This window comes from Mucilaginibacter sp. UYCu711 (genome assembly GCF_050433825.1).
GTDB lineage: Bacteria > Bacteroidota > Bacteroidia > Sphingobacteriales > Sphingobacteriaceae > Mucilaginibacter.
The window spans coordinates 39894-66692 of sequence record NZ_JBNPWM010000004.1; the positions used below are offsets into that span (position 1 = coordinate 39894).

A 26799-nucleotide genomic window follows, 5' to 3' on the forward strand; every position below is an offset into this window, starting at 1 on the left:
GTAATTTGTTCCCATTCTAAGACTGTTATTTTAACTGCGTCCCGTGGACATAGTACTTTACAACATAGTTTACATTCTTATAGTTAAGTTTGGTGTAATCTGGTTAAGAACTCGTTAGTTGCCCAGCTGTTTATTAAGTAAACGGATGATTAGTCACACGTCTACAACGCATTCACTTCCAAATTATCCATCGTAGCAATTGCGTTATAAACCCGTAAACCAATATTACCCGTTTTGTATTCGTCATCGGTAGCGGTTATCAGCGGCTTATCGGCACCGTTTAAAAATACTTCAAATTGGTTACCTACGGCTTTTACCTTTACCTTATACGTATCTTTTATTTTTAGCGGATACTTAGCTGTTGCAATTATTATCCATTTATTATTGCTTGATTTACCCAGAGTGATTACTCCTGTTTGGGCATTTAGGCCTGCATAGTAGCCTTCATAAGCATCAGCTCCGATGGCTGGTTTAGCAACGCGGAAGATTAAACCGGCATCACCTGCGGTACTTACTGCTACATCGGCAGTGTAAACGAAGTTGGAAAATTGGGTGCCTGTCGCAATGATTTTTGGCCCGTTAGTGCCCGATAGGCCGTTATCGTTAGCGCCGGTATGGATAGCATTATCTTTATAGAACCAGCCGTTCCCATAATTAATTAGGCCAGTGGCGGTATTGTTATCGAAGTTTTGTTTGTAGGCTGTTGTATTATAAGCAGGCTTACCAATTAAGGGGATGATGCTTACACGCAAGCTTTCAGACCCGTAAGGCACCAGTGTAATCTGCTCAGTTGGTTCGGCGGAAGCTACTGGGCTAAATGGCACATCGAACGCGGCGGTATGGTTATTATCAATCGTCCAGGCTGGTATTTGTTTGGCGCTTACCTTTAATTGCACCGGTACCTGCTCCTGTACAAAAGGATTATCAGGCATGGTGCTCTTAACTACCGTGATGTTTTTGGCGAGGGTATTCGCATCTAATACTAAACCATAATTCCAGGCTGAGGCCGGGGTGATCTCGGTCTCATAAAAACCTTTTACGGGATATTCCCTCACGTTCTTTACCAACTCCTTAACTTTTATCGCATACACCAGCGGGCCGCGTTCAACACTTACCGCATTGCTTACCTGCGGCATTACTGCAACCTGCATTGGGAAATTCAAGGTGATTTTATCACCAGTTTTCCAAGCGCGTTTTACAGACAGGATTTGTCCGGCTACAACGCCCGGTAGCAGCTTTCCGTTTAACCTCACTTCGGGCTTAGCGCACCATGCCGGGATGCGCAGTTTTAATCCAAAGGAGGCCACTTTGGTTAAAGAAAAATTCAGATTGATCTGTTCGTCGAACGGATAGTTAGTCACCTCCTCAATTTTTACGGGTATGTTTTGTGCTACTATGGCATTCACTTCCATAGGCGCATAAGCGTTAACAGCAAGGCCGCCATCCGGCGTTGCAACCCAGCTGTTCTTTACAAAATAAGGCCAGCCCATGTGCATATTATATCTGCAGCAAGGAAAACCCGAGAACGGGCTTGGCACTATTCCGTTGCCATAATCCTGGTTAAAGCCATGTCTGCCCGGCAGGTTTTGCACTTGGTTAGGCAGGGTGTAATACGTATGGTTTTTAAGATCATTACTGAATTGAGCGGGCAGCGTGTTAAAAGCAAGTTTCTCTAACTGATCGCCGATTGAGGCATTATTATGAATAATCCTGGCACCGGTCTCCAAACTTTGCATCCACTCTACCACAGCACAGGTTTCCACACCCTCAACTGTGTTATGGCCCGACATAAATTCTGTACCCGACCCAATGCCTGTAGGCTGCCCGTTATCATCCAAAATATGTTTGATGCCGTTCTGCATCGCATCAGTATAATAAGGCGACTGATCAACCTGTGAATATACAGCAGGGAACTTTAACGCTTGCGAAACGTTCACCATGTGTTTAGGCTGATAATCAGGCCCGTAGAATTGAAACTGATTTTGATTAAAGATATCGGCCCACGGGTAAGCTTGTTCTTTTAGCTTTTTTACCAAATCCAGCAGATAGACGTCGCCGGTTTTGTTATAAACCCACAGGGCTATTTCCATATTATCGCCAGCTCGAGATTTACCCCATTCTTTAAGCGGATCCCTATCCAGGTTGTCAAGCTCATATTTAAAATATTTGGATAAGAACGGAATCACCCGCTTATCATTAGTAGCTTCATAATAGCTTTGCAGGGCATACATAAAAGGCATGCGCGGCCACCAGTCCTTCAGTTTAGGCGGACCAAAAAACCCATTTTCTTGCTGATGGTCGAGCGTATAATCTATCCACTTCTTTGCTTTAGCTTTCAGTTCGGCATCATCCAAAGTATAGGCTAACGCCACCAATCCCTTTACGTAATAAGGCACTTTTTCCCAACTATTGCCGGTACCACCCAGCCAGTCTGAATTAACACCAAGGTTATCCTTTTCGGGATACAGTTCTTCGGCATGGCCGGTGAAACCATCTTTTTGCAGTTCCAGTTGTTTTAACAACCATCCCTTTGCCTTTATGCTGCCCAACGGCAACTGTGCATACACATCTTGTTTAAGAGACGCACGGTTAAACGTATACGGCGATTTGTTCTTTTGTGCAAATGCTGCGCTCAGTAATAAAAAGCAGGAAATTGAAAGTAGCCAATAAAGTTTCATGAAAATCTGATCTGTAAATGTCAAATATATAAAAACGGATCAACTAACTTTAATGACTTGAGGTCGATATAAGATGCCATAAATATATGTAGCGGATTAAGAGATCGGCAGAAATCACCCAAATAATAATATTAATAGCGAATTAGGTAAAGTAAGTTCCTTTTTCTACGCTACCTACAGCTAAATCCTATTTTAAATGATGAATGACTAAACATAACCTAAGAGCGCAATTCCCTTATATGAACATTGCCCGCCCGGAAGGATATTTCCTATTTTCCTATTATTTAATAATCTTTTGGTGAAAACCGGGAGGGTTTTTTAGAAATTAAATTAATATGATCGACTATCTGGAAGTTAATAAGACGACAAAGCACTCAGCTACACATCCAAAAGCTTATTTTTAGCCATATTTCGCCGACCCGCAATATATTTTGCGCAAGAAATTTAGTAAACAGTTAAACGACAACTGATGATTGCTACGATGTTTACTCATTATAGGATTTACTTTTTATGCACGAAAAAATGATCGACAAGAATATTTAATAATATAAGAATTACAACAGCAAGCAGCCACCAGATTCTTCTTGATTTTATTTTCTTTAAAGCCATTGGTGAAATTTATTAACAAACCAATTTTTAATAACTTGTGTGAGCAAACAGTAGGTAAACAAAATGCCTATCAGCCATGGAAAATAAATAAATGGCAAGTGTTGCATTTTTAATGCGGGGCCTAAAGGGGAAAATGGCAGCATGATGCCAATGACCATAATGACGGATGTTAAGGCAATTACGGGTGCTGTAGCCCAGCTTTGAATAAAAGGAATTTTCCGGGTACGGATCATATGAACGATGAGTGTTTGTGACAAAAGTCCTTCAATAAACCAACCTGACTGAAACAAGCTTTGGTGACCCGGTGAATTCGCTTTAAAGAAAAACCACATTAACGCAGACGTAGCATAATCAAAAATGGAGCTAATAGGGCCAATATAAATCATGAACGTGCTAATGTCACTCGCATCCCATTTACGTGGCTTTTCCAAATAATCTGCATCCATCGTATCCCAGGGGATGGAGATTTGCGAAATGTCGTACAGCAGGTTTTGTACTAATAATTGTATCGGAAGCATCGGTAGGAATGGTAGGAATGCACTTGCGCCCAACATACTGAACATATTACCAAAATTACTACTGGCGGTCATTTTGATATATTTAATGATGTTTCCAAATGTTCTGCGGCCATAAATCACCCCCTTGCGCAACACCATCAAGTCTTTTTCCAGCAAGATTATATCTGCACTTTCTTTGGCAATGTCTACCGCGGTATCAACCGAAATACCCACATCAGCATCCCGCAATGCAGCAGCATCGTTGATGCCGTCGCCCATAAAGCCAACGGTATGCCCTTTTAATTGTAATACTTTAACCACCCTTGACTTTTGAATGGGGCTTAATTTAGCGAGTATGCTGATGTCGTCTATTTGGATAATTAATTCCTCATCGCTCATCAACTCCAGGTCGTTACCAAGCAAAACATGATTTACAGGAATACCTACGTCCCTACATATTTTTTTAGTTACCACTTCATTATCTCCTGTCAGCACCTTAATTGTAATTCCCAATTTTTGTAGAGCCTCAATGGACGGACGGGCGGATGGTTTTGCCGGATCAAGGAACCCGATAAAACCTGTCAGGATCATTTTACTTTCATCTGCCTTGCTATAATTCAGCGGACGCTCATCATATTCTTTAATAGCTACCAGCAACACTCGTAAACCTTCTTCATTTAGTTTTTTGGATGTCTTGAGGATAGTTTCTCGCATTTTTTCATCCATAGGAATAACCGTATCGGTTTCGATATGCAGTTGCCTGTCTTCGCCTGGGTCAAACGCATGGGTACACAAATCCAGTAATTCCTCTACCGCACCTTTGCAGATCAGTAAATGTTTGTGGTTCAATTGTTCCAGTATAACCGACATACGCCGCCGTTGAAAATCAAATGGAATCTCGTCTACCTTTTTAAAATAGTCGTTAACTTTCAGGTAGTCATGTATCTCAATATGCTCAAGAACGGCAACATCTAACAGGTTTTTTAAGCCGGTTTGATAATAACTATTTAAATACGCCCACTTTAAAACTTCATCATCCTCTATTCCAAAAACATTTAAGTGCCTTTCAAGCACAATCTTATCCATTGTTAATGTGCCTGTTTTATCAGTGCAAAGTATATCCATCGCACCGATATTCTGTATGGCATTTAGTCTTTTAACCACCACCTTTCTTTTAGACATGTTCACAGCACCTTTAGCAAGGTTAGCAGTGACGATCATGGGCAGCATTTCGGGCGTTAAACCCACGGCCACCGATATGCCAAACAGTAAGGCCTGTACCCAATCGTGTTTGGTTAATCCGTTTATTAAAAAAACAAGAGGAACCATTACCATCATAAACCGGATTAGCAGCCAGCTTACACTATTTACGCCCTTGTCAAAACTGGTTTCGGCCCGCTTGCCTACCAATGACTTGGATAGTGAACCGAAATAGGTATGACTACCAGTATTTACCACAACCGCCATGGCGGTACCGCTAACTACATTAGTACCCATAAAACAAATGTTCTCCAATTCTAAAGTTTGCCGTTGTTCTGCCAATGGTATAGCAAACTCATTTTTCTCGACAGGTAAAGCTTCGCCGGTTAGCATGGCCTGGCTAACGAACAAATCTTTAGATTGCATTAAACGGATGTCCGCGGGTATCATATCACCGGCAGAAAGGTGAATAATGTCTCCCGGCACCAATTTCTCTATATCGATTTCTTTCCTCCCCGAATCTTTCCTGAGTACTGTTGCGGTGGTTGTAACCATAGACTTCAACCGATCAGCAGCACGATTGCTTCTATACTCTTGGAAAAATCGTAACATCGCGCTGAGCATTACCATAATAATAATTACAATTACGGTTTTGTAATCTCTGTCATCAGGCCCCTGGATAACTACATCTGTAATTAAAGAAATAATAGCCAGTAACAATAAGACAGCAATAAATGGATTTAGGAAAGCCTCGAAAAATTGCACAAACCATAGCGGTGCTTTTTCATGGGCAACTTCATTTAGTCCGAATTTATTCAAGCGTTCCCGTACTTCATTTGCGGATAAACCCTGTTCATAGGTGTCCAGCATGGGTAGGAAAAAATCTTTATCGGTATTGGATATATTCTTTAGTTTAGTTTCAGAAGCGGAGTCGAATCCCCCCTTTTGATTACCGCGATTTAAAAGTTGGCTTTTTTTAATCATTATTCTATGTTCTTTTGGAATAAATTCCAAACAATTAAATTACGTGTATCGCGTAAGGGATAGTCTACAGTTATTTCAAATTGAAGGCCTTGGTTTTAATAAAGATTTTATCATCCAGGTTGCCAGAACTTCAAACAGCAAGAATGATGAAACCCCGAATTTGTTAGCAATACGTTTTTACAATTGCGAAAATACATTAAGCCATAACAGCGGAACAGGTACAAATCCAATCTTTATCGGTAGTTTTACGACATGAAAGCAAACGCAATGCTTAAGGATTTTGATGTTATCTTAAAAACGTATAATTCGAGAATCCTTAAGCCACACAAACATCAATGTTTTGAATTAATTTACGTGTTGGCAGGGCGCGGCCTCCATTTGATTAATGGTAATAGATATGGTTATAAAAAAGGTAGCCTTTTTTTGCTTACCCCAAGCGATGAGCATGGCATGGAAACTCAGGATAGCTCGGTTTTTTGCATCATCGATTTTAGTAGACTTTTTTTAACCCGAGCCTATAAAAAAAGCGGTCAAAATGAAAAATTAAGCGATCTATATAAAAAATCCGAGTACGTATTTCACAGCTATAATCGTGAAAAAGGAGATATATTACTATCTGACAGTGATACTAATTTCGTTGATTTACTTGTAAATAAGCTATTGGAAGAAAAAGACAACTCCGACTATACCGGGAATCTTATCGAGGAGAATATTGTCTTTTTATTACTCCAGGTGATCGGGGCCCACATCCATAAAATTTCCACCGTAGATTATCCCAACCAAAAGCCAGGAAATATTATGCAAGATATTACCGCCTATATTCATCAACATATTTATGATAAGGAGTTATTGACCATGGAAGCTATCGCATCCTGTTTTAATAAATCACCTGATTATGTAAGTGTTTATTTTAAAAAAATGGCCAGCATACCGTTAAAAGAATATATTCTTCAGTACAAACTGAACCTTGTAAAAACAAGATTACTCTACAGCGACCTGAATATCTCGGAAATCGCTTATGAGCTTGGATTTACAGATGAGAGCCATCTAAATAAAACTTTCAAGAAACATTCCCAGATGACGGCCAGTCAATTTAGACACGCAGATCGGGGTGAATCTTTGAAAAATACCTAAAAAAAACAGATTTTTACCTGTTTTGATGTTATATTTCGTTTTAGCTTTATCATTCAAATAAAGCATTAGCGTGATGGAGAATGTACAGCCAACTTTCGATGTTGACCAGCTTAACAAAATTATCAAACATCGTAGGAGCATTTATCCTTACCAATATGAAAAAGGAAAACGTATACCAGATGAAATCATCCGGCAAATCCTGGAGAATGCAATACGCGCCCCTAATCATAAACAAACTGAACCCTGGCGCTTCAAGGTATTTACGAGCGAGGGGTTAAAGTACTTTGGCGACCTGCAAGCCAGTTTGTACAATCAATATTCGGGCGATACTTTCAACGAAGACCGACACCGTAAAATGAGAGAATATCCACTAATGTCCTCACATATTATTTCTATAGGCATGTGCCGGGAAGCAACTGGTAAACTACCTGAAATAGAAGAAATTGAAGCGATGGCCTGCGCTGTTCAAAATATGTTTTTATCCGTTACTGCTTACGGTTTAGGATCTTATTGGACTACGGCAGGCATCACTTATTTCGAAGAAGCAAAACCATATTTTGGCTTACAACCCAAAGACAAATTATTAGGGTTCTTCTATATCGGGTATCCGGCCAAACCTATTATAGCAGTTTCTAAACGCAATCCCTTGGAAGCCAGTACGGAGTGGATTGCGGAAGACAAGGACGACTTGCAGGATCTTTTAGCTGGGAACGGGACTGTGGCACACCAAACATCGATGAAAGAGGTTGTCGATCCGCACGAGCATACGATGGACTATGAAAACACCAGTAAATGGGTTGTGTATCTCACGGTTGCCACCATGTTATTAGAGATTGTAGTTGGTTATTATACAAACTCTATGGCCCTTACTGCCGAAGGTTGGCATATGTCAACACACGTTTTCGCCATCGGGCTTACCTGGCTTGCTTATCTGTTCACGCGAAAATATTCAACGTCGGGAAAGTATAAATTTCAAAAGGAAAAAGTCTTGTCGCTGTCTGGCTTTACAAGTGCTATTGTTCTTCAGATAATCGCCATCATCATGGCAATTGAATCGATTCAAAGGTTAATACATCCAATACCCGTAAAGTTCAGTGAAGCCATCATTGTTGCAGTTATCGGCCTTGTCGTAAATGCGATCAGTGCAAAGATGTTACATTCCGGCGATGAACATCACGATGACAATATTCGTGCAGCTTACATTCACGTGTTGGCGGATGGTTTGACCAGTTTAACCGCTATTATCGCCTTGAGTATAGGCTGGTATTACAAATGGTACTGGCTCGACGATATCAGCGGAATCATTGGCGCATTGGTGATCACAAGTTGGGCAATACAATTAATCAAAGGATCAGGTGGAAAGCTGATTGATTATGTAAAATTAACTGGATAATGTTCTTCTTAATGGAAAGAAAATGAAATCGAAATTTTAATCAAATACTAAAAATACTCACTCTACACACTAATTATGAATAACAGAAGAAGCTTTTTAAAAAATGTAGTATTAGCAACCAGCGCATCGGTAATTTTGCCAGACTTTCTTGCAGCCGCCACATCGAATATTGCCGGATTGCAACTCTACTCACTGCGGGAACAACTGCCTCACGACGTCAAAGCAACCATAAGCCGTGTAGCTAGGGCTGGTTATAAAGAAGTGGAAACATTCGGTTTTAATCCTAAAACAGGCTATTGGGGGCTATCTGTGAAAGAATTCCGCGATTTGCTGGATGCTAATGGGTTGTATACTCCGAGCGGCCATTACGGAATCAATGAGTACTTTTCTAATGGCAATACAGATGAATTGTCGGCTTATATAAAAGTTGCACATGCACTTGGTCAACAGTATATTATTGTTCCTTCACTGCGCGAAGAATTTATAAGGACAAAAGACGATTTTAAAAGAGTGGCTGGTAAAATGAATACGGCTGGAGAGTTACTTAAAAAAGAAGGCTTGAAATTAGCCTATCATAACCACAATTTTGAATGGGCGAAAAGTGACGGAACAACTTTTTATGAAACACTGTTAACAGAAACTGATCCGAAACTCTTGTTTATGGAAATGGACATTTATTGGGTTGTTCGGGCCGGACAAGACCCAATCGAAATTTTTAATAACAACCCCGGAAGGTTTCGCTTAGTTCATATTAAGGATATGGATAAAGTTAATCCTAACTTAAATACGGAAGCAGGTAACGGCAGCATCGATTTCAAATCCATTATACCAAGGGCTAAAGCAGCCGGAGTGAAACACTTTATACTTGAACAAGAGAATTATACCAACATAGATCCCTTTGTTAGCTTAACAAAAAGCGCAGCTTATATCAAGAATGTATTAAAAGTTTAATATTGCTGACAATATTCACGCCCTACACAATGAGGTTAATAAACTACCTGCTAAATATGAAATTTAAAATTATAGGCCTTTTGATAACTTTTAGTCTGCTCTCTTGGTCAAAAGATCTGATAGCTCACATAAAACTTAATAAATACGAGGTAACCCACAGATATGACGAGAGGATGCGGTTAATTGATAATCATCCTGTTATGATGGCACGTAAGCAGGTGCCGGTTTTAGCCTACCATCAAATAAGGGATTGGAAGGCAACAGATTCTAAGTCCGCCAAAGATTATATTGTTCCAATAGCTGTGTTCAAACAACAAATTCAAATGCTGGCAGATAGCGGTTACCACACCATTTCTCCTGACCAGCTGTATAATTATCTACTTACAGGCATGAAATTGCCATCTAATCCTATCGTGATAACTTTTGATGATGGTGACCTTGATGGGTTTACTATTGGACGGACGGAACTTAACAAGCACGGCTTTAAAGGCGTATACTTCATCATGACAGTTGCTATTGGCAGGCCGCATTATATGAATACTGCCCAAATTAAGCAATTGGTAAATGAAGGATATACTATTGGCAGCCATACCTGGGACCATCATAATTTTAAGAAGTTTTTGGGAAAAGATTGGGAAATTCAATTGGAAAGACCCACGAAAAAACTGGAAGAGATTACTGGAAAAAAGGTTAACTACTTTGCTTATCCATTTGGCTTATGGAATGAAAAGGGTTTTCCAGAATTAAAGAAAAGAGGTTACAAAGGGGCATTTCAACTATCGGAAAAAAGAGACCCGAATGATCCGTTAATGACAATAAGAAGAATTATCAGCAGTGGATATTGGAGCTTTAAGACGCTAAATCGCAATATAAAGCAAAGTTTCTAATAAGCATTATAACAGCATTCATACTTGTTCGAAAGTATAGATAATTTAAAATTATTCAACGCTACCTGAATGTAGAAAAAGGTATATAATTATTTAAAGCAACTAAGTTGCTTTAAATAATTATATTTGAATAATATTTCATAACGGACTAATGTTTAAAAAAGAAGCAAGGCTGGACAATATTGGTATGGTTACATCTACCCTTTGTGCTATACACTGCGCGATAGTTCCGCTGTTGCTATCTGGTCTTCCGTTGATTGGTTTAGGGTTTCTAAAAGAGCCATGGGTAGAGTGGTCAATGATAGCTTTATCCTTTTTTATTGCCTTATCATCTATTGGAAGATGCTTTATTTCCCGGCATCGAAAAATACTTCCTTTAGTTATTATGTTAACAGGATTCGCCTTTATCATATCAGGTCATATTGCCAAACAAGAATATTTCGAGATCCTTATGGTTCCATTGGGTGGTTTAATCATAGCATCCGCTCATTTTGTAAATCACAAATGCTTGTGTAGCTGCGATTGCAAAACAGTAAAGTATTAAATAAGGATACGGTCTGATGAATAGCAAATTTTTAAAAATATAAACATGGAACAATCAAAAATACCAGTAACTGTTCTTACGGGCTTTTTAGGGTCAGGTAAAACAACGTTGCTTAACCGAATCCTTACTGAAAATCATGGAAAAAAGATCGCAGTCATTGAAAATGAATTTGGAGAAGTTGGCGTGGATAATGAATTGGTTATAGGTGCTGACGAAGAAATCTTTGAAATGAATAACGGGTGCATCTGTTGTACGGTAAGGGGCGACCTCATCCGGATTTTGAGTCAGCTTACCAGGCGTAAAGACAAATTAGACTATATCATAATTGAAACTACGGGCATGGCTAATCCATCACCTGTCGCCCAAACCTTTTGGGTGGATGAAGAAATGCAGGAAGAATATGCGTTAGATGCCATAGTGACCATCGTAGATGCTAAACACGTTTGGCACCACATCAATGATAGCGACGAATGCAAAGAGCAGATCGCCTTTGCTGATGTGTTACTTCTTAATAAAACCGATCTCGTTTCAGCTGATGAGTTAAAGAAATTAACAGCAAGAATCCGTTCGATGAATGGCCAGGCGAAAGTCTACCAAACTAAAGATGCTGCTATTGATCTCCATCACATTCTAAATATCAATGCTTTTGATCTCGATGCAAAGGTGGAAATGAATCCTGCTTTTTTGGATGAAGAATATCCCTATGAATGGAGTGGCTATTATAAGTTAAATAAAAGGCTATACACTTTTGTATTTGACCAGGGACCCGATCCGCGCATGGACCTCATTGTGTTGCGATTAGCAGATCTTTCCGAAAAAGAACAAATTAAAACAGCCAAAAAAGCGATCTACCAATTTTCGGAAAGAGAGGAAGTCAATTATGCGACGCTTCAAATCCCTAACATCAGGCTGGATGTTAAAAACCAGGTTGATTTGCGCGAAGAGAAACAATATTATTATTTGGAAATCGAAGAAAGCGGTTATTACGGCTTATTTACGCAACACGGGCCGGATGAATTTAATATGCAACTGCTTGATGATAAAAGAAATTTAGAGCCGGAAATATCCCATGAGCATAGCCATAGTCACGAGCATGACGAATCAGTGATTTCTGTTGGTATACAGGATGACCGCCCGCTGTCTATACAGAAAGTAAATGACTGGATTTCATTTTTATTAGATCATAAGGGAACGGACATTTACCGCATGAAGGGAATAATGAATATTGCCGGAAATGATGAGCGTTTTGTTTTTCAGGGTGTTCATATGCTTTTTGACGGTAAGGCAGACCGCAAATGGAAAACAGATGAAAAACGTCGTAACCAAATCATCTTCATCGGTAAAAATTTAAACCGGGAAGAAATTCTTAGTGGATTTGAATTATGTGTTGCCTGAACTTAAAAGTATGAATATGGGTGATACCACAGGAGTTGACGAAACAGATAGCAGCCTGATTATATTTAAGATTCCTTTAGATGAATTTGTTACCGGTATAGGAATGTTGGCCGGTGGAATTGTTGCAGCGGGTACCGCTGCCGGTTCTCTGTACCTGGTTGAATCCTCGTCTGGAAACATTTTGAGCAAATTTAACGCGCACCATGCACCAATTCAGTCCTTATCAACGAACGGGCAAAATTTGATCGCGACAGGAGGTCAGGACGGGATGCTTAAAATCTTTGAGAGAAATTCGGAAACACCCTTAATGATTGTAGAAACAGACGCGGAATGGGTTGAAAAGGTAGAATATAGTCCTGACGGAAAATTTCTGATCGGAGTTGCCGGCCCTGATTTACTGTTAATGAATGAGCGGGGGGAACTAATTTATCAATTTACTGACCACGAGAGTACGGTATCAGCTACTTGTTGGCGCGGTGATAGTAAGCAGTTTGCTTCAGCATGTTATAGTGCAGTGCGTTTCTTTGATGTACGCTATCAAGTTCCGCTGCAAACGCTTAAATGGCAAAATTCAATGATCTCCTTATCCTGGAGCCCGGACTTTAAATTTTTATGCGCTGGAACGCAGGATTCAAGAATACACTTTTGGCCGTTACCGTTTAAAAATGGTAAAGATTTTGAAATGTCGGGATATAAAGGAAAGGTTAAGACTTTAAGCTGGGAACATGAGGCTAAAATGATCGCAAGTAACTGCGGTAATGAAATGGTGGTTTGGCCATTCGCCGGCAAAGCACCTTTGGGCCAAAAACCTACCACGCTGACGTTATCTGAAAATAGAATTACAGCGTTGGCTTTTCAACCAATAGGTAAAATTTTAGCGGCGGGGGACAAAAGAGGTTTGCTTGGATGGTTCGACCCGGTTATCGCCGACGAGTATTTAACAGCCGTGCAGTTAGATAGCGAAGTAGTACAAATTTTGTGGTCAGGCGAAAAAGGGCAATTATTGGCAGCAACTGCACAGGGTTTTTTATATGGCCTAAAAATATAACGTATTAAATTTTTGATCAAATTCCGATCAGTTAACCAAATTGCTAGATAGGCTATGATAGCGAAGCCAGTAAGTATAATAACAGGGTTTTTAGGAGCCGGTAAAACAACGGTCTTAAATCAGATCATAAGAGAACGACCGGAGACACGCTATGCGATAATCGAAAATGAGATTGGGCAGGAAAGCATAGATGCAGAACTGATTCTTAAAAACCAAGAAGATATTATAGAACTGAACGATGGTTGTTTGTGTTGCTCGTTAAGTGATGGTTTATTCGACATCCTTAACGCCCTGTGGGACCGGAAAGCCGAATGGGACGAATTGATAATTGAAGCGACTGGTATAGCAGATCCCGCTGGTATTGCACAACCTTTTTTAGTTAACCCGCAAATAAGGGCGGCATTTGTTTTACAGCGTGTAATTTGTGTTGTAGATGTACAATTAATCGAAGACCAGCTACGAGAAACAGATGAAACGATCAGGCAAATATCTTTTAGTGACATTATATTACTAAACAAAACGGAAAATATTTCTGATAGTGACTTGAATAATTTAAAAGATACTTTAGGCAAGATAAACCCTTTTGCAACGATAATAGTTTCAAACAGATCTGATCTGCAAATTGATACGTTATTGAATCATGAACGCTCGTCGAACTTTGCAAAGAATCCTAAAATTATCAATAGTAAGTTCGGTGCGTTAAGTCTTAGTCCTTCAATATTACTCAATAAGCAATCGGCAATAACACCGGGTGTGAACTATAAACACCATCATAGCAATATAGTTACCCTTTTTATCAAGTTCAAAGGATACCTCAACATCAGAGAACTCGAGCACCGGCTTTATGTTTTTCTGGTATTTCAGTCTAAAGATGTATACCGCATTAAAGGAATTATTAATGTCAAAGATGCAGAGGAAAAATTCATCATTCAAAGCGTAGTAAAAAGCGTCGCCATAAGTTCCGGCAGTCGGTGGGAGACCGGTGAAGAGCGTGAAAATAAAATAATTATTATAGGGAAAAATTTAGTAATTGAACCTTTCGAGAAATTGTTTAAAGGTTATTTGATATCTTAATACGAGAAATCATGAAAGACATTTATAAGTATAACTAAATGAATTTAGTGGTCATTAAAACTCAACTGTAAAGTCTATAATAACTGTTAATTTCAAAGATATCCATAGGAGGTATTGACGCGTTAAGATAAACTGAACGCTTAGAATAAGTTAAATAAGCTTTGATATTGACAACTCTTAGCCCTAATAAATAAAGCTTAAGCTTATTTACTTAAAAATTCACAATGAGAGGGGCTTATTCCCTTAATAAAAATTAGTGCGTCAAAATCATTTGAGGTACAGGGGATAAAGTTAGTTGCGCCCCCGGCACCTATGCTATTATAACCGAAAACGGTATTTAACCCTCCAATATCCTTTGCAAATACAAGACCTTGTTGGATATTAAATTTTTTATACAGAATATTAGCTAAGGATTTTTTATTTGAATTGAAATGTTCACTACTTATGCTTTTGTCGTGTTGTCTGACAGTAACTTCTGCAACATCAGAAAAATCAGTCAAGATGATATAGTAAGAATTTTCATATTTTTCTTTAAGGAAATTACCCAGCGTTTTGGCATTAAAATAACCTTCGTGAAATCCACTATTAGATACATGGGTGTTATGAGCCCAAATTATTGATTTACCGTTAGTCAGTTCTTCCACGTTCAAAGCCATAATACTATCTCTCAATGTCATCAAGTCACTACTTTTTTCTCCTCCGCCTGACTGGTATAAAACCAAGTTATGAAAGTCCCGCAAGTCGATTTGCAAGGTCTGCATTTGAGTTTGGGTATAGACTTTTTTAAGGCTGTCAAGGCTGGCCGCTCGCCACTCATTGACAATTTGTTCAACTTGTAATGCTGTTAACATAGACGATCCCCATTTTTGCAACAACTGTTGCCGATAAGCATTATCAAAATATTTAATTCTGAAATAACTATAGCTCATACCGGAAATATCGATTCCGCGTAGCGTTACCTTATCTTTTCTATAATTTAAATTATACTCCTTAATCCAAAGAAAAAGTGACTTGATCTCATCAGCATCGAATAGCCTGCTTGATCCAGATATTTTGTCATTCTTAACAAATAAACTGTCTATAGTTTGTGTACTTTTTGGTAAGCTATCATTATTAAGATAGTCATTAATAGCTCTTAAAGCAACGTCAGCCATTTCGAACAATAGTTGACGGTATCCTTGTTTTGTTACAAGATATTTCATCATTGCAGCTTTAATCTCAAAGGGTTCGTGACCGCCATGACATACTTCGCCTAAACCGACTATTTTTATACTTTTTAATGCATAATCAAATTTATTTTCAAGCCATTGTGTGCTATTGCCCGTAGACAAAGAATCTATCGGCTTAACATGATTAACAGCTAACTGCGCATTTGTTAAAAAAGGCATAATTAGCAAAAAGCTAAATAATATTTTTTTTATTTTCATTTTTTAGCTTATCAAAAAATTTAAACTTAACATTGCTTTTAAAGTTATTCAATAGATAGACTTAGCAGCTAGACAGGTAATAATTGACGCCAGTTTGTTGTCTAAATTAACTATTCAAGTACTATTTCGGTTCTCTCTGTTTGCCTTAATAAGATGCTGTTTATTGTGTCAATTACAATTGTTAATAGAAACTGTTAAAAATTCTCTGCTATATTTGCCAGGTGAAAACGCTTTGCCTTATATTCTCCGTATTTGTAATGTTTTTTTCCGTTAGACCTTGCTGTATAGATAACGACTGTATAAACAGTTCATCCATAAAGAAAGAACTCACCGGCAACCAGCCATTAAAAGAAAAACCATGCCAGGGTTGTTCCCCCTTTTTTTCATGTGGCTTATGTGCTGGTTTTGTCACCACCATATCGTATTCTCATAATTTTAATATAGTACCCGAAACGCCTGTTTTGTCCTATGCCCAACATAAGCAACCAGCAGTTAAAGATGTCATGCTATCCGTGTGGCAACCGCCACAAATTAGTTAATAGGATGTGTCTAGCCATAAATGGCTTTAATCTTTATTAACTTAATTCTAATTCATTCATGAAAAAATTAACTGTGCTTGTAGCAGCACTGCTATGCACGGCTTTCGCCTGTGCGCAAAATACGTTTAAAGCAGTCATAAAAGATATCAAAACAAAAGAAACCCTAATTGGGGCAACGGCCTTATTATCAGGCACCACAAAAGGTGCTTCTTCCGACACCGCCGGTTTGGTCATGCTTACCAATATTTCCGATGGTCTGCAAATTATCCAGTTTCGATATGTAGGCTATCGAACACAGACCGATACTTTAAACTTTCCATTAGCTCAATTTGAACCTATGTTGATCTTATTACAACCGGCAGGCAAAGGCGATGGTGAAGAACTGGGCGAAGTGGTGATCGGCGCGACAAGAAGCAGTCGTACTATTGCCAATATCCCTAGCCGTGTGGAGGTGATCTCGGGCGATGAACTGGATGAAAAAGGAAGCATGAAACCGGGCGATATTCGCATGATGCTGGCGGAAAGTACCGGTATTCAAACACAGCAAACGTCGGCAACAAGCGGTAATTCCAGTATCCGCATACAAGGATTGGATGGCAAATACACGCAAATCATCCGTGATGGTTTCCCGCTTTATTCCGGCTTTTCAGGCGGATTAGGTTTATTGCAGATTGCACCACTGGATTTAAAACAGGTCGAAGTGATCAAAGGCTCTTCGTCCACTTTATTTGGCGGTGGGGCCATCGCAGGGCTGGTCAACCTGGTATCTAAAACGCCGGCTAACGAACGGCGATTAGATTTCCTGTTAAACGGTACAGCTGCTTTGGGATTGGATGCCAGCGGCTTCTATTCCCAAAAGTTTGCCAAAATTGGAACGATCATTTATGCTGCCTATAATCATGGTACAGCATATGATCCTTCCGGTAGTGGCCTTTCGGCCATCCCGAGATTCAATCGATATACACTTAACCCCAAATTGTTCTTTTACTTCAATGACCGGGCGACTTTAATTGCGGGTATCAATTCAACTATAGAAAACCGGATCGGTGGAGATATGAAATACTTGGACGGGAATGGCAATTCCAAGCATTCTTATTTTGAGGAAAACAAAACGGGCCGGTATAGTTCTCAACTAGAACTTGACCATAAGTTCAACGCTAAAGAAAAGTTGACCATAAAGAACAATGTAAGCTATTTTAACCGGAGTATCAGCCTGCAGAACTACCGTTTTTCCGGTGTGCAAGTATCCTCCTACAGCGAAGCCAATTTTGCGTATAGTGGTGAAAAAACAGATTGGGTAGCAGGTTTAAATTATCTGACTGAAAACTTTAACGAGGACAAGAATAGCAGTTTTCCCTTACGCAGCTACAACTACAATACTATGGGTGCTTTTATTCAAAACACCTGGAACGCCACTGATAAATTTACGCTGGAATCCGGACTGCGGGGCGACTATCATAATGAATATGGCTTTTTTGTACTGCCAAGAATATCCGGCTTATACAAGATCAATTCCCATTTTACCACCCGCTTAGGTGGTGGTCTCGGTTATAAAGCGCCTACTGTATTTACCGAAGATGCCGAGCGTATTGAGTTTCGTAATGTGCTGCCCATAGCTGCTGCAAACACCAAAGCGGAACGTTCCTATGGTGCCAACTTTGATATATCCTATAAAGTTGGGTTGTTCGATGATAAAGTAAGCTGTAGCATTAATCAGTTGTTCTTTTATACCCGTATCAATAATCCGATCCTGCTGACAACGTTGGCTAATAGTAATTTGCAATACCTGCAACCACAAGGTGACCTAAACACAAGGGGAATGGAAACCAACGTAAAAATCACGTATGACAACTTTAAGCTGTTCACAGGCTATATATTGGCGGCTGTCATGCAACATACGGGTAATTCCATCTCTACTTACCCGCTTGTATCCCGAAACAGGCTGAACAATGTCTTCGTGTATGAAGTGGAAAATAAATTCAAAATCGGTTTGGAAGGTTATTATTTCAGTTCGCAAACCTTAAATGACGGCACTACCGGTAGCGGTTATTGGACGGCGGGCCTAATGGCCGAAAAGATTTGGGAGCGATTTTCCTTATTCGTCAATTTTGAGAACCTGACGGATACGCGACAAACGAAGTTTGGCCCGATCTATACAGGAAGTATCACCGATCCTGTGTTTAAAGATATATATGCACCTTTGGATGGATTTGTTGTGAACGGGGGGATTAAGTTTAAATTATAGTAATGTTGCTTATCGAAATCATGCAAATTTAAGCAGAACACTATAACGGACGGTTGGGGGGGGGGGGTATTAAATTTGTACTGGTTTAATAACAAACAAATGGAAACTTTAAAATTCAAAATGTTATTAATTGCGGCGGTTGCCTCGGTTACCCCATCGCTGGATAATTTTAAAGTTCTTAAATATTGAAAAGTAGCTACAAATAATCCCGGTCCCAATAATTAAATCGCTTTGTTTTTGGTGCCATAGACATACGGTACAAGACCAGCAGGAAAGCTGCGGTCAAGGCGACCGTCAAGAAAACAAGGCTAACAAGGAAACGCCAGACTGTCTGCCCGGCGTTTCTTTTTACAGGTACTGGTTTAAATTTAGTTTCCCGCGTCGCGCTTCGTCTCCAATGCCACCCGGACAGAGGCGGGAAGATTGGAGAACAGGGTATAGCCGGTCGCATTCTCGATATCCTTTACTGTAGTGATATATTGCGTCCAGTCCGAACTGATGGAATTGATGTTCGGCGTGTTAACCGCGATAACCCTGGTGGCGGAAGTGATGCGGCTCAGGTCGTTATTTCCGTTAGGGATCACCACGATCACTTTCCAGACATTGGAAGGTACGACTACATGCCCGTTGTCCACGGTTGTCGCCGTGCCGCTTGAGCCGGTGCCGCCCGAGCCGTAGCTCCCCATGACCACATAGATCTCGTTGCCAGCAGTAACCAGGGAACGTCCGTAACTTTCCAGATTGGCCCAGGTATGCTCGTTGTTGTTCGGCGCCTGCGGGATCATGTTGTCCATTAAAAATGTCGCCTGGTTGGCGGTCAGGGTAGAGGTGCGGTCCGCGCTCGGGCAGTTATGGCCACGGTCAAAGCCCGAACCCGAATAGCTGCTCGCGCCTACCTCGTACCAGCCGGTTGGCAGATTGGTATCCGGTCGGAAGTCATTTGCCCGGCTGGCAGTGCCCAGCGTACTGGTACCCACGTACCAGCTTACCCAGTTCGGTTCGCCCTTATCGCGGTTATAGCTTTCGGTATAATAAGTCTGGTCATATAAATAATTGTTGGGGTTGGAAGTGCTGTTGGTCGCGCCGCTCGGGTTGCCCAACAAAAGGTTGGTGTTATCCGCGGTAGAGCCGCCACCGCCGCCGGTGCCGTTGTCATAACTGTTAACCACGAAGTCGTCGATGTTGATCCGATTGGTGCCGCCGGTCGTCTTGCGCAACTGGAAACGCAGAGAACCGGGCTGGTTAACCGTAAACGTAGCGGTACTAAAAGTTGTACTGGAAGCGGTAACGGTCGCGCCGGCTTGTGTGTAAGTGCCGCCACTGTCGGTAGAAACAAATAATTGGAAAGTAGAAGAGCCGTCCGTTCCGTAAACTGCAAAGCTCAAAGTAACGGTTGAAGCGCCGCCCGAGATATCAAAGTTCATACCTACCGTTCCTGTATTGCGCACACGAATAGACTGGGTACCAGTTTTCCGGTCCGAAGTGCTGTTGCCAACCAGGGCGTCATTCAGGTCCCAGGAACCGCTGCCGAAGGTAACATTGCCGTCGGCATAAGCCGTTTTCGAGCCAGACTCGAAACCCTCATTAAAGGTTTGCGTGATGGCCAGCGACTGTGAGAAGTTACCGGTACTGATGGCTGATGCCGGTACAACTGGTGCAACAACGGACTTCTGGCAGGAAAATAGCAACGATGCTGCCAGCAATGGTGTAAATAAATGTTTGAATTTCATAAGCATGGTTTTTAGCTATTTAAACGCACAAGCCAAGTAGTTGGTTGTTATGCCCTTGTTATCTAATTCTTGTGAAATTGTTACCAGGCCCAGACTTAAATGGATCAGCGCCTAAACAATTTAAACGACTACAAACGGCGAAAGGAAAAAAACTTACCTTTCCAACTAAGTTATAGCAACTATGGCCCGTTCCAGATGCACCAAGCCGCATCGTTTGCCAGGACGCTTTCAGACCAAATCTAGTTCACTTTCAAGGGTCGGCTCAAACGCCCAGGGGCAATGCAATTGATAAAAAAATCAGCCTTATTAGTTTATGCTCGCTAGTATAGTTAGCAATAGTATATTAGACAAAATCTGACCTGACGAACACCTGGTACCAAAAAAGGCTTTATCCTGTTGCGTTAGTGTTGTGGCCGAAGATACCTTCAACTTCCTGTTAATACTAAAAATGCAGCTATCGCCCCTCACGATTATACCGCCAGGATTCTTTTCGGTGCTCGTACTTAACCGTTAAACTTGATTCCCGTGTTAATAAATTCCAAAGAGCATGGATAGTCGGCTCAACAAAGCCGATCTTAAAGGGCGGTATTACGTTATAATTGCAGAGGGAGGGAAACAACGGCGAACTAATTTAGTGGCAGGCCTTGACCGGAAAAGGTGCTGCTTGAACTTTATCCCAAAGAATATACATTCGCCAACTTTCAGAGCAGCAGCCTTATTAACCATCAGGGATGAAAAAGGGAACCCAATCCAAAATAGAAATGCTAAAAAAATGAATTTCACTACCAAATAAATTACACATCCCTTGACCGACGATTGTATATCAATTAAGGTTCATAAATAGTTAGTGAGCAATCCAGTGCGGCAAGCTGCCGTTCAATCATGTCTTTGACAACTACCCATTGCAGCCCGCCGTTCCCACAACCGGGGGCAGGCATGGCTAAACTGGTCAGACGCCGCACTTCGATCAATGCCCTCAGCGCAGCCAGTCCGCTTTCCACATAGGCATATTCGGAAGGCAACCGCCAATGTGTTTTGGTCGGGAAATTGATAATGAGGCGTTCCCCGTACAGCAGGTTGCTGTCCCAAACGGTCAGCAACTGACCGATGGTAAGTTCACCATCCCGGCAAGCTTTTTTATACACTCCGAAATTATGCGGAAACGCCGCTTTAAATTGCAGGGCAATACCTTTACCCATCACGCCGACCGTATTCACGGTATTGACCAAAGCCATCGCCTTGTTATCGAAAAGATTGCCTGTTGTGAAGGTTATCAGGGTGAATATTTTAGCGTTTAATCTTTACTGCCTGCGGTCATCATAAAGCCTGCGGAAATATTCAGCTAACAGGCGTTCCCTTTCCCGTTTTTTGGCTTCCTTTTCACGCCGTCTGTCGCAACCCCAAAAGAATAAAGCCCAAAGCCCAAAGGCGACAAGGATGCCGGGAACAGCGTTCTTGCTGTTGATGGCCGCCATATAAAAACCTGTGGCGATAAAGCAGGTGCTGATAAAATAAAATGTGGTTTTCATGGTTGTTGGTTATTAAGGGTTAATAATTTTTGATACCTATCCTCCCAGTTCGCCTACTGTTGGAAATCACTTTCATTGGGTGACGTTACTTGGTAATGGCGGTGATCTTCTGCTTGCAGCAGGGCTAAACCGAGGTTGGTCACCGCTATCTTTTGGTTATCCAAGTCGGTTGCATTCATTTTAGTCATTATTTTTAAGTTGTTTATTTCGTTCGTTATAAATGAAGTTATTCACTTTGTTCATGTTGGTACACTGCTAGGCTCTCGTCAGTGGATTTGCGTGTTTTCTTCGGTTTGGCCAATACCTACCGCCGCAGTTACTTTTAGGGGCTGTGTGCGGAAGTCTTTCAGGTTCAGAAAGAAACCCCGGTTGGTCAGGATGCCATCCCGGAACAATTGCCATAACAGGGATGCGCCGAGGTTCGCTAATGTAGAATTGATGAATAAATCCTGCTTCGTCAGGGCTTCGGCCAAAGAACAGCTTGGCGTACTGTCCTCCTGTTCTGAGGCCACCAGCAAATCCTTAAATTCGTCGGTCACCATTGGGAGTGCCGCAACGGTCTGATACTTTTTCATCTCCGGCTGTTTGATTTGGCCAATGGTAGATAATACCACCTGCCCCGTAAATCTGCTGTTGCCGAAATCCATATAGTAAAGCGGTTTGCTTCGGTTATAGCCCGCTTGTTTGTTCGCTTGTTTTAAGATGTCCGCTATTTCGAGCCTTGCGGACACCGTGTCCACGCAGCCGATGGTCAGTCCGGCCTGTACCAGTTCAGGCTGCTGTTTCATGGATTTTTTATCATAGCGTTCGGGAACGGCTTTCCAGTTCGTGCCGAAAAAAAGGTTAATGCGATTAATGACGGCAACCGCCTTATACTGTTTCAGTTCGGAGGTAGCAAATAACTGCCTGCCGAGGTTGGCCCGTTCCACTTTATCGTCGTCGAAAAGGCGCACCATCAGACCGGGATGGTTCAGGCTCGTGAGGGCATGGTTCATCCGGCCTAAAGCGGTGAGTACCTGACTGCCTGTCCCGCCTGCGCCAATAAGGTTGACCACGATGGGATTATAAGGATTGAGCCATTCTTTTTCGACGATATGAACAGCGGTCTTGGGTGTTTTTACAATTTTCATAGAATGAGGTTATTAAAGGTGAAACGATGGTTCTTCAGGGCTGCTTCTGGAAATTGGTTAGTACTGCCTACTTGCTGTTGCCATAACTGAACGATGTTTTGATTGGTGAGGCCACCGCCTGCGAGGCTATGGCTGAAATAACTGTTAAAGAAATATTGCTCCCACCGCTCCATAAAATTCTCTAAGCGGGTGTTGCGGTCAATATGGATGTCCACCGTACCCATACAAACCGCTCCATCTTCATAAATATTGAAGAAGGGGGCATGGTATAGTTTGGTTTTGGCGGTCGGCCTGCCTTTACCTTTCAGCGCAAACACCTGCAAACGCTCCCTTGTGGCTTTCCAGAGCATGGCAGGAACGAAACCTTTTCCGCAGGGAATACCGAGGCCAGCTACAAAGAATAAGTTACGCTGCTGTGGTGGGGTGTACCATACCGCATACCCCTCGTTATGGGGATTGAGGTGCAAGACGTTATTCGGTAGTAATCCTTTTGACCTTAGAAAGCCGTTTTGCAGTTCGCTGCTGCTTTGCAGCAATTCTGCTAAAGCGATGCTTTCCTTAATGGATAAGGGATGGGCATTGATCGGGTTGCCCTGCCTGCCGATGTCGTAGCTTTCGACATAGATTTGGCAGGTGTCGGAGGATGGGCTATGACTAAGTGTTTCTTTCTCACAGTTATAAATGAGCAGCGCCTTATAGGGTACATATTGGTCGCTAAATTGGTTGCTGATGTTAGTCATGGTCGTAAGGGTCTAAAAGTTCACAGAGGTTATCAATTAAATTAAAGAGCCTGTTCTCAAAATTCAGGTCGTTCACAAAATCCGTTTGCGGGGTGTCAAAGAATTGGATGGACATCGGTTCGTCGGTTATTCCGCATTCCTGAAATTCATTATTAACCATATCGAATAGCATATCGTAAAAGCAGTCTTTACTGCTCCAGTAGAAGCTGATATATTGTTCTGCCCGGATGCGCTCGGTTTCTTCAGGTTCTATCAGGTCATCATGGATATTGTCAAATAGGCTGCTCGACGGGTATTCCTGATACAGGGCTACTATTTCCCCTGCAAAAGCTGTGATAGCCTCGGTCGCATCAACGGAGTGCCGGTATGTATGTAGGTTGCTTTCCAGTTTGTCAAGACAGGCTTTGTCCCTTATGATAGTAATAAGCCTATTACCAGCAAGGTGCAATGTTTCGAGTTCTGTCTGTTGCTCCTCCCGGTATTCCCGTTCCATTTCGCTGTCGTCGTCGGTTTCGTCAATCCAGTTTTGGAGGGTTTCATACTGGTAACTCATATAGCTGCCCACCTCGCCATAGAAAGGAATTTTAGCCACTTGGTACAGATAGGCAAAAACGGATAATAAGAGTTCTGTTAAAGGCTGCTCCGGTGCGGCCTTCAACAATTGCCATAACGGCCTCACCGGGATATAGTACAGGCAACGGCCTGTATCATAGCTTTTCAAAACGGCTAAGGTTGCGCTATGCTGTTCGTCCCAGCTGATGATACAATTGGCATGCTTATCTTTCAATTTTACCGCTGCTTCGACTTCCCTATACGCTATTGCCACGTTCTGCGGGTAGGAATAGGACTGTACGTTCGGCTCGGCTATTTCATAGCGGCTGCACAGGTGGGTCAGGGAGCGGAAAAACTCCCCTTCGACCTGCCTGTAGTTCCGTTTGGTCACTGCCCAAAACGGGCTGAACATATGTCTTAGAAAACCATTGGCACAATGCCCTGCGGTGCGCTTCGTGCGGGGTTGCGCTGCACCTGCGCTGCATCGGGCAGGCGGTCTATGGCTTCTGTGAATTTTCTGAATTGCTGGTGCAAGTTCCATTGCTCGTTCTCCTTTTTGATCGTTACTCTGCGTTGCGTTGGTGTTTTCATAAGTTATCCTTTAGTGCCCATCGTGCTTTCAAAACGGTACTGTAGTTCGTCGTTTTGGATGTCCGGCCCGATGATTTTGGCGGTGGTCAGTATAGGGTATGTTCCGGCGTAGAAGTTCAGGACGGCTTCCGGGCTGAATGTATCGCCGGGGTCGTTCAGGCGCACTTCCGTGCCGTTCTCTTTGTGCAGGAATATGCGTGTTAATGCGGTGGTCTGTAACATGGTTCGTTTTTCTTAATTAAAATAATAGTTGTTTTTTCTGTTCTCTTTTGCGCTCTAGGTCGGCCTTCTTTTTCGCCAGTTCTGCGCCTTTGTCAGGGTATTCGGTTACCGATGGCAGGATGGCAAGGGCTTCTTCGTAAAGGCAACGGCTATCCAGGTCGGCCATATTTTTAATAGCTTCATCATACGCCTTTCTTAATTCTTCCTTATCGGGTTTAGGTTCGCCTACTTCGATGTTGTTATCCTCGCCACCCATTTTAGGTTGGGCTTTGGGTTTGGCTGTTTTTGCCTTTTTGTCTTGTTCCATTTTGGAGGCCAGTCGAGCCTTTTCCAATTCTTTCCCGTAAGCATTCAGGTTGTTGTATAGCCCTGCGGTCTGCTGTACTGGCTGCGTAATGGTTTCAAAAAAGCCGTTATCCAGTTCTTCCGCATTGCCTTTCAGCAGCATGGGCGGTATGATTTTGGTGGCATTATCGGCATTATGCAGAGCTGTAAATAAAGCGGATAGGGTAAAGTTGCCCTTTTCGTCGGTTTGAATGGTCATGTTCCATTTTCCCGGTACTTGCAATGTTGCTAGGTGTTGAAAAAAATTCGTTGTCATGGCTGTTGATTTAAATGATTGATTTTATGCTTTGAGTTTGGCCGTTTGTCCCGCAGGATAATTAAAGTGTTGCCCCGCATTTCATAATCGAATGTGCAGCCGGAAACCCTGCGCCTGCGTTGGAGTTCCACGCCCTCGTCGTCCCATTTAAAGTCGGGAAGGACATTAGTCCTGTTGATGAGTTCCTCGTTGGACAGGTGTTTAAACTGTTGCTTAATGTCAGTTTCCAAAGGTGTTTCCTGTTGGAGATAGGCGGTATATCGGTCGTTCAGTACTTCGCCGTAATGAAAGGTATCGAAACGGGGGACATAAATTTCCTCGGCAAAGAATACCCTTTTTTTAGGCAGGTTGAGGTCATAACGATAAGTGGCGTTTACCCGCAGTTCGTTCATGCTGCAATACTTTTCGAGCAGGGCCAGTTCCTTTTCGGAATTGTTCAGGGATAAGAGCGGTAGAAGGAGGGTTTCTACGATAAAGCCCTGTTCAGGTGCGCTGCTGCTGTCTGCAACGCATTGTACCTGTTCGCCATCGCTCAGGGTAACATATAGATTTGATCGTGTCATGCTTTGGTGTTTTTAAGCGGTAAATCTTTCAAAACCTTTGAGGGTGTGGTTTTTCATGATGCTAAGGATTGAATGGCTTTTTTTCTTTCGAGCAGTATTTCTAGAATCTCGTCGTAACTAGCATAGCGGTCATCCTCGAAAATGTAGGTGTCGCTTTCTTCATCATGCTCAAATAGCAGGAAGTCGTCATTGTCGAGAAAAGTATCGGACAGTAGCCCGTTTTCATAGGTCGCTTCACCGAAAACCAAATTGCCTGTTTCGCTATAACCTGCGATAAAACCTACGCCGAAATGGTCGGCTATGGCTTTTACCACGCTCAAATTAGGTGACCACTTTGTTTCATAATATAAGACATCTTGTTCCCACCCGATACTAAAGAACCAGTCTGCCTGCGCTGAAATAAAATCAGGTAGTTGCCCTTTGTCCTCTTTTTGCTCTTTAGCCGCCATTTGGGTAAATAGTCGTGCTATTCCTTGTATTTGGTCTTGTTCGCCTAAGAACACGACCGTATTGCTGCACCAGTTTGCCATTGTATC

At 41.8% G+C, this 26799-nt stretch carries 24 protein-coding genes; 9 read left to right on the top strand and 15 right to left on the bottom strand.

What is annotated here, in order from left to right; genetic code table 11:
* Window positions 1–161: 161 nt before the first annotated feature.
* Window positions 162–2678 carry a beta-L-arabinofuranosidase domain-containing protein gene (locus ABIB50_RS09590; protein ID WP_429379327.1) on the bottom strand — a complete coding sequence of 839 codons (2517 nt, stop codon included), beginning with the start codon at window positions 2676–2678 and terminating at the stop codon, window positions 162–164.
* Window positions 2679–3277: 599 nt separating this feature from the next.
* Window positions 3278–5968 (bottom strand): magnesium-translocating P-type ATPase, encoded by a 2691-nt coding sequence (gene mgtA, locus ABIB50_RS09595; protein WP_429379329.1) that lies wholly within the window; start codon window positions 5966–5968, stop codon window positions 3278–3280.
* Between the two features lie 252 nt (window positions 5969–6220).
* Between mgtA and ABIB50_RS09600 the strand changes: the two genes are divergently transcribed.
* The 8 genes from ABIB50_RS09600 to ABIB50_RS09635 all read left to right on the top strand — a co-directional run bounded on the left by ABIB50_RS09600 (window position 6221) and on the right by ABIB50_RS09635 (window position 14394).
* Window positions 6221–7102: an AraC family transcriptional regulator gene (locus tag ABIB50_RS09600; protein WP_429379331.1), complete on the top strand. Its 882-nt coding sequence runs from the start codon at window positions 6221–6223 to the stop codon at window positions 7100–7102.
* Between the two features lie 73 nt (window positions 7103–7175).
* Complete coding sequence (locus tag ABIB50_RS09605) at window positions 7176–8495, top strand: cation diffusion facilitator family transporter (RefSeq protein ID WP_429379333.1); 1320 nt, start codon at window positions 7176–7178, stop codon at window positions 8493–8495.
* Between the two features lie 75 nt (window positions 8496–8570).
* Window positions 8571–9446 carry a sugar phosphate isomerase/epimerase family protein gene (locus ABIB50_RS09610; RefSeq protein WP_429379335.1) on the top strand — a complete coding sequence of 292 codons (876 nt, stop codon included), beginning with the start codon at window positions 8571–8573 and terminating at the stop codon, window positions 9444–9446.
* Between the two features lie 56 nt (window positions 9447–9502).
* Window positions 9503–10333, top strand: a complete 831-nt coding sequence (locus ABIB50_RS09615) for a polysaccharide deacetylase family protein (protein WP_429379337.1) — start codon at window positions 9503–9505, stop codon at window positions 10331–10333.
* A 151-nt stretch (window positions 10334–10484) separates the two neighbouring features.
* Window positions 10485–10877 (top strand): MerC domain-containing protein, encoded by a 393-nt coding sequence (locus ABIB50_RS09620; RefSeq protein WP_429379339.1) that lies wholly within the window; start codon window positions 10485–10487, stop codon window positions 10875–10877.
* A 45-nt stretch (window positions 10878–10922) separates the two neighbouring features.
* Window positions 10923–12272, top strand: a complete 1350-nt coding sequence (locus tag ABIB50_RS09625) for a CobW family GTP-binding protein (protein ID WP_429379341.1) — start codon at window positions 10923–10925, stop codon at window positions 12270–12272.
* Window positions 12273–12288: 16 nt separating this feature from the next.
* Entirely contained in the window at window positions 12289–13320 is a 1032-nt protein-coding gene (locus ABIB50_RS09630) for a WD40 repeat domain-containing protein (protein ID WP_429379343.1), read from the top strand.
* A gap of 54 nt (window positions 13321–13374) precedes the next feature.
* Entirely contained in the window at window positions 13375–14394 is a 1020-nt protein-coding gene (locus tag ABIB50_RS09635; RefSeq protein ID WP_429379345.1) for a CobW family GTP-binding protein, read from the top strand.
* A 203-nt stretch (window positions 14395–14597) separates the two neighbouring features.
* Here ABIB50_RS09635 and ABIB50_RS09640 read toward each other — a convergent pair whose 3' ends face one another.
* The gene (locus ABIB50_RS09640) at window positions 14598–15821 is read right to left on the bottom strand and encodes an erythromycin esterase family protein (RefSeq protein ID WP_429379347.1); all 1224 of its coding nucleotides are present in this window, start codon (window positions 15819–15821) and stop codon (window positions 14598–14600) included.
* A 597-nt stretch (window positions 15822–16418) separates the two neighbouring features.
* Here ABIB50_RS09640 and ABIB50_RS09645 point away from each other — a divergent pair.
* Complete coding sequence (locus ABIB50_RS09645; protein ID WP_429379349.1) at window positions 16419–18605, top strand: TonB-dependent receptor domain-containing protein; 2187 nt, start codon at window positions 16419–16421, stop codon at window positions 18603–18605.
* A gap of 368 nt (window positions 18606–18973) precedes the next feature.
* Here ABIB50_RS09645 and ABIB50_RS09650 read toward each other — a convergent pair whose 3' ends face one another.
* The 12 genes from ABIB50_RS09650 to ABIB50_RS09705 form a co-directional block, all read right to left on the bottom strand.
* Complete coding sequence (locus ABIB50_RS09650) at window positions 18974–20335, bottom strand: DNA/RNA non-specific endonuclease (RefSeq protein ID WP_429379351.1); 1362 nt, start codon at window positions 20333–20335, stop codon at window positions 18974–18976.
* Window positions 20336–21162: 827 nt separating this feature from the next.
* The gene (locus ABIB50_RS09655) at window positions 21163–21570 is read right to left on the bottom strand and encodes a macro domain-containing protein (protein ID WP_429379353.1); all 408 of its coding nucleotides are present in this window, start codon (window positions 21568–21570) and stop codon (window positions 21163–21165) included.
* Between the two features lie 66 nt (window positions 21571–21636).
* The gene (locus tag ABIB50_RS09660) at window positions 21637–21864 is read right to left on the bottom strand and encodes a hypothetical protein (protein ID WP_429379355.1); all 228 of its coding nucleotides are present in this window, start codon (window positions 21862–21864) and stop codon (window positions 21637–21639) included.
* A 53-nt stretch (window positions 21865–21917) separates the two neighbouring features.
* Entirely contained in the window at window positions 21918–22043 is a 126-nt protein-coding gene (locus tag ABIB50_RS09665) for a hypothetical protein (protein ID WP_429379357.1), read from the bottom strand.
* Between the two features lie 87 nt (window positions 22044–22130).
* Complete coding sequence (locus ABIB50_RS09670; RefSeq protein WP_429379359.1) at window positions 22131–22994, bottom strand: PRTRC system ThiF family protein; 864 nt, start codon at window positions 22992–22994, stop codon at window positions 22131–22133.
* Entirely contained in the window at window positions 22991–23734 is a 744-nt protein-coding gene (locus tag ABIB50_RS09675) for a PRTRC system protein B (protein WP_429379360.1), read from the bottom strand. Before ABIB50_RS09675 ends, ABIB50_RS09670 begins: the two co-directional genes overlap by 4 nt.
* Window positions 23727–24698 carry a hypothetical protein gene (locus tag ABIB50_RS09680; RefSeq protein WP_429379361.1) on the bottom strand — a complete coding sequence of 324 codons (972 nt, stop codon included), beginning with the start codon at window positions 24696–24698 and terminating at the stop codon, window positions 23727–23729. The genes ABIB50_RS09675 and ABIB50_RS09680 overlap by 8 nt, the downstream gene beginning before the upstream one ends.
* A 5-nt stretch (window positions 24699–24703) precedes the next feature.
* Window positions 24704–24877 carry a hypothetical protein gene (locus tag ABIB50_RS09685; RefSeq protein WP_429379363.1) on the bottom strand — a complete coding sequence of 58 codons (174 nt, stop codon included), beginning with the start codon at window positions 24875–24877 and terminating at the stop codon, window positions 24704–24706.
* A 3-nt stretch (window positions 24878–24880) separates the two neighbouring features.
* The gene (locus tag ABIB50_RS09690) at window positions 24881–25099 is read right to left on the bottom strand and encodes a PRTRC system protein C (RefSeq protein WP_429379364.1); all 219 of its coding nucleotides are present in this window, start codon (window positions 25097–25099) and stop codon (window positions 24881–24883) included.
* 16 nt (window positions 25100–25115) lie between these two features.
* Window positions 25116–25700: a PRTRC system protein E gene (locus ABIB50_RS09695; RefSeq protein ID WP_429379366.1), complete on the bottom strand. Its 585-nt coding sequence runs from the start codon at window positions 25698–25700 to the stop codon at window positions 25116–25118.
* Complete coding sequence (locus ABIB50_RS09700; RefSeq protein WP_429379368.1) at window positions 25697–26263, bottom strand: hypothetical protein; 567 nt, start codon at window positions 26261–26263, stop codon at window positions 25697–25699. Before ABIB50_RS09700 ends, ABIB50_RS09695 begins: the two co-directional genes overlap by 4 nt.
* A 53-nt stretch (window positions 26264–26316) precedes the next feature.
* On the bottom strand, window positions 26317–26793 hold the full coding sequence (locus ABIB50_RS09705; RefSeq protein ID WP_429379370.1) for a hypothetical protein: 477 nt from the start codon (window positions 26791–26793) through the stop codon (window positions 26317–26319).
* Window positions 26794–26799 lie beyond the last annotated feature (6 nt).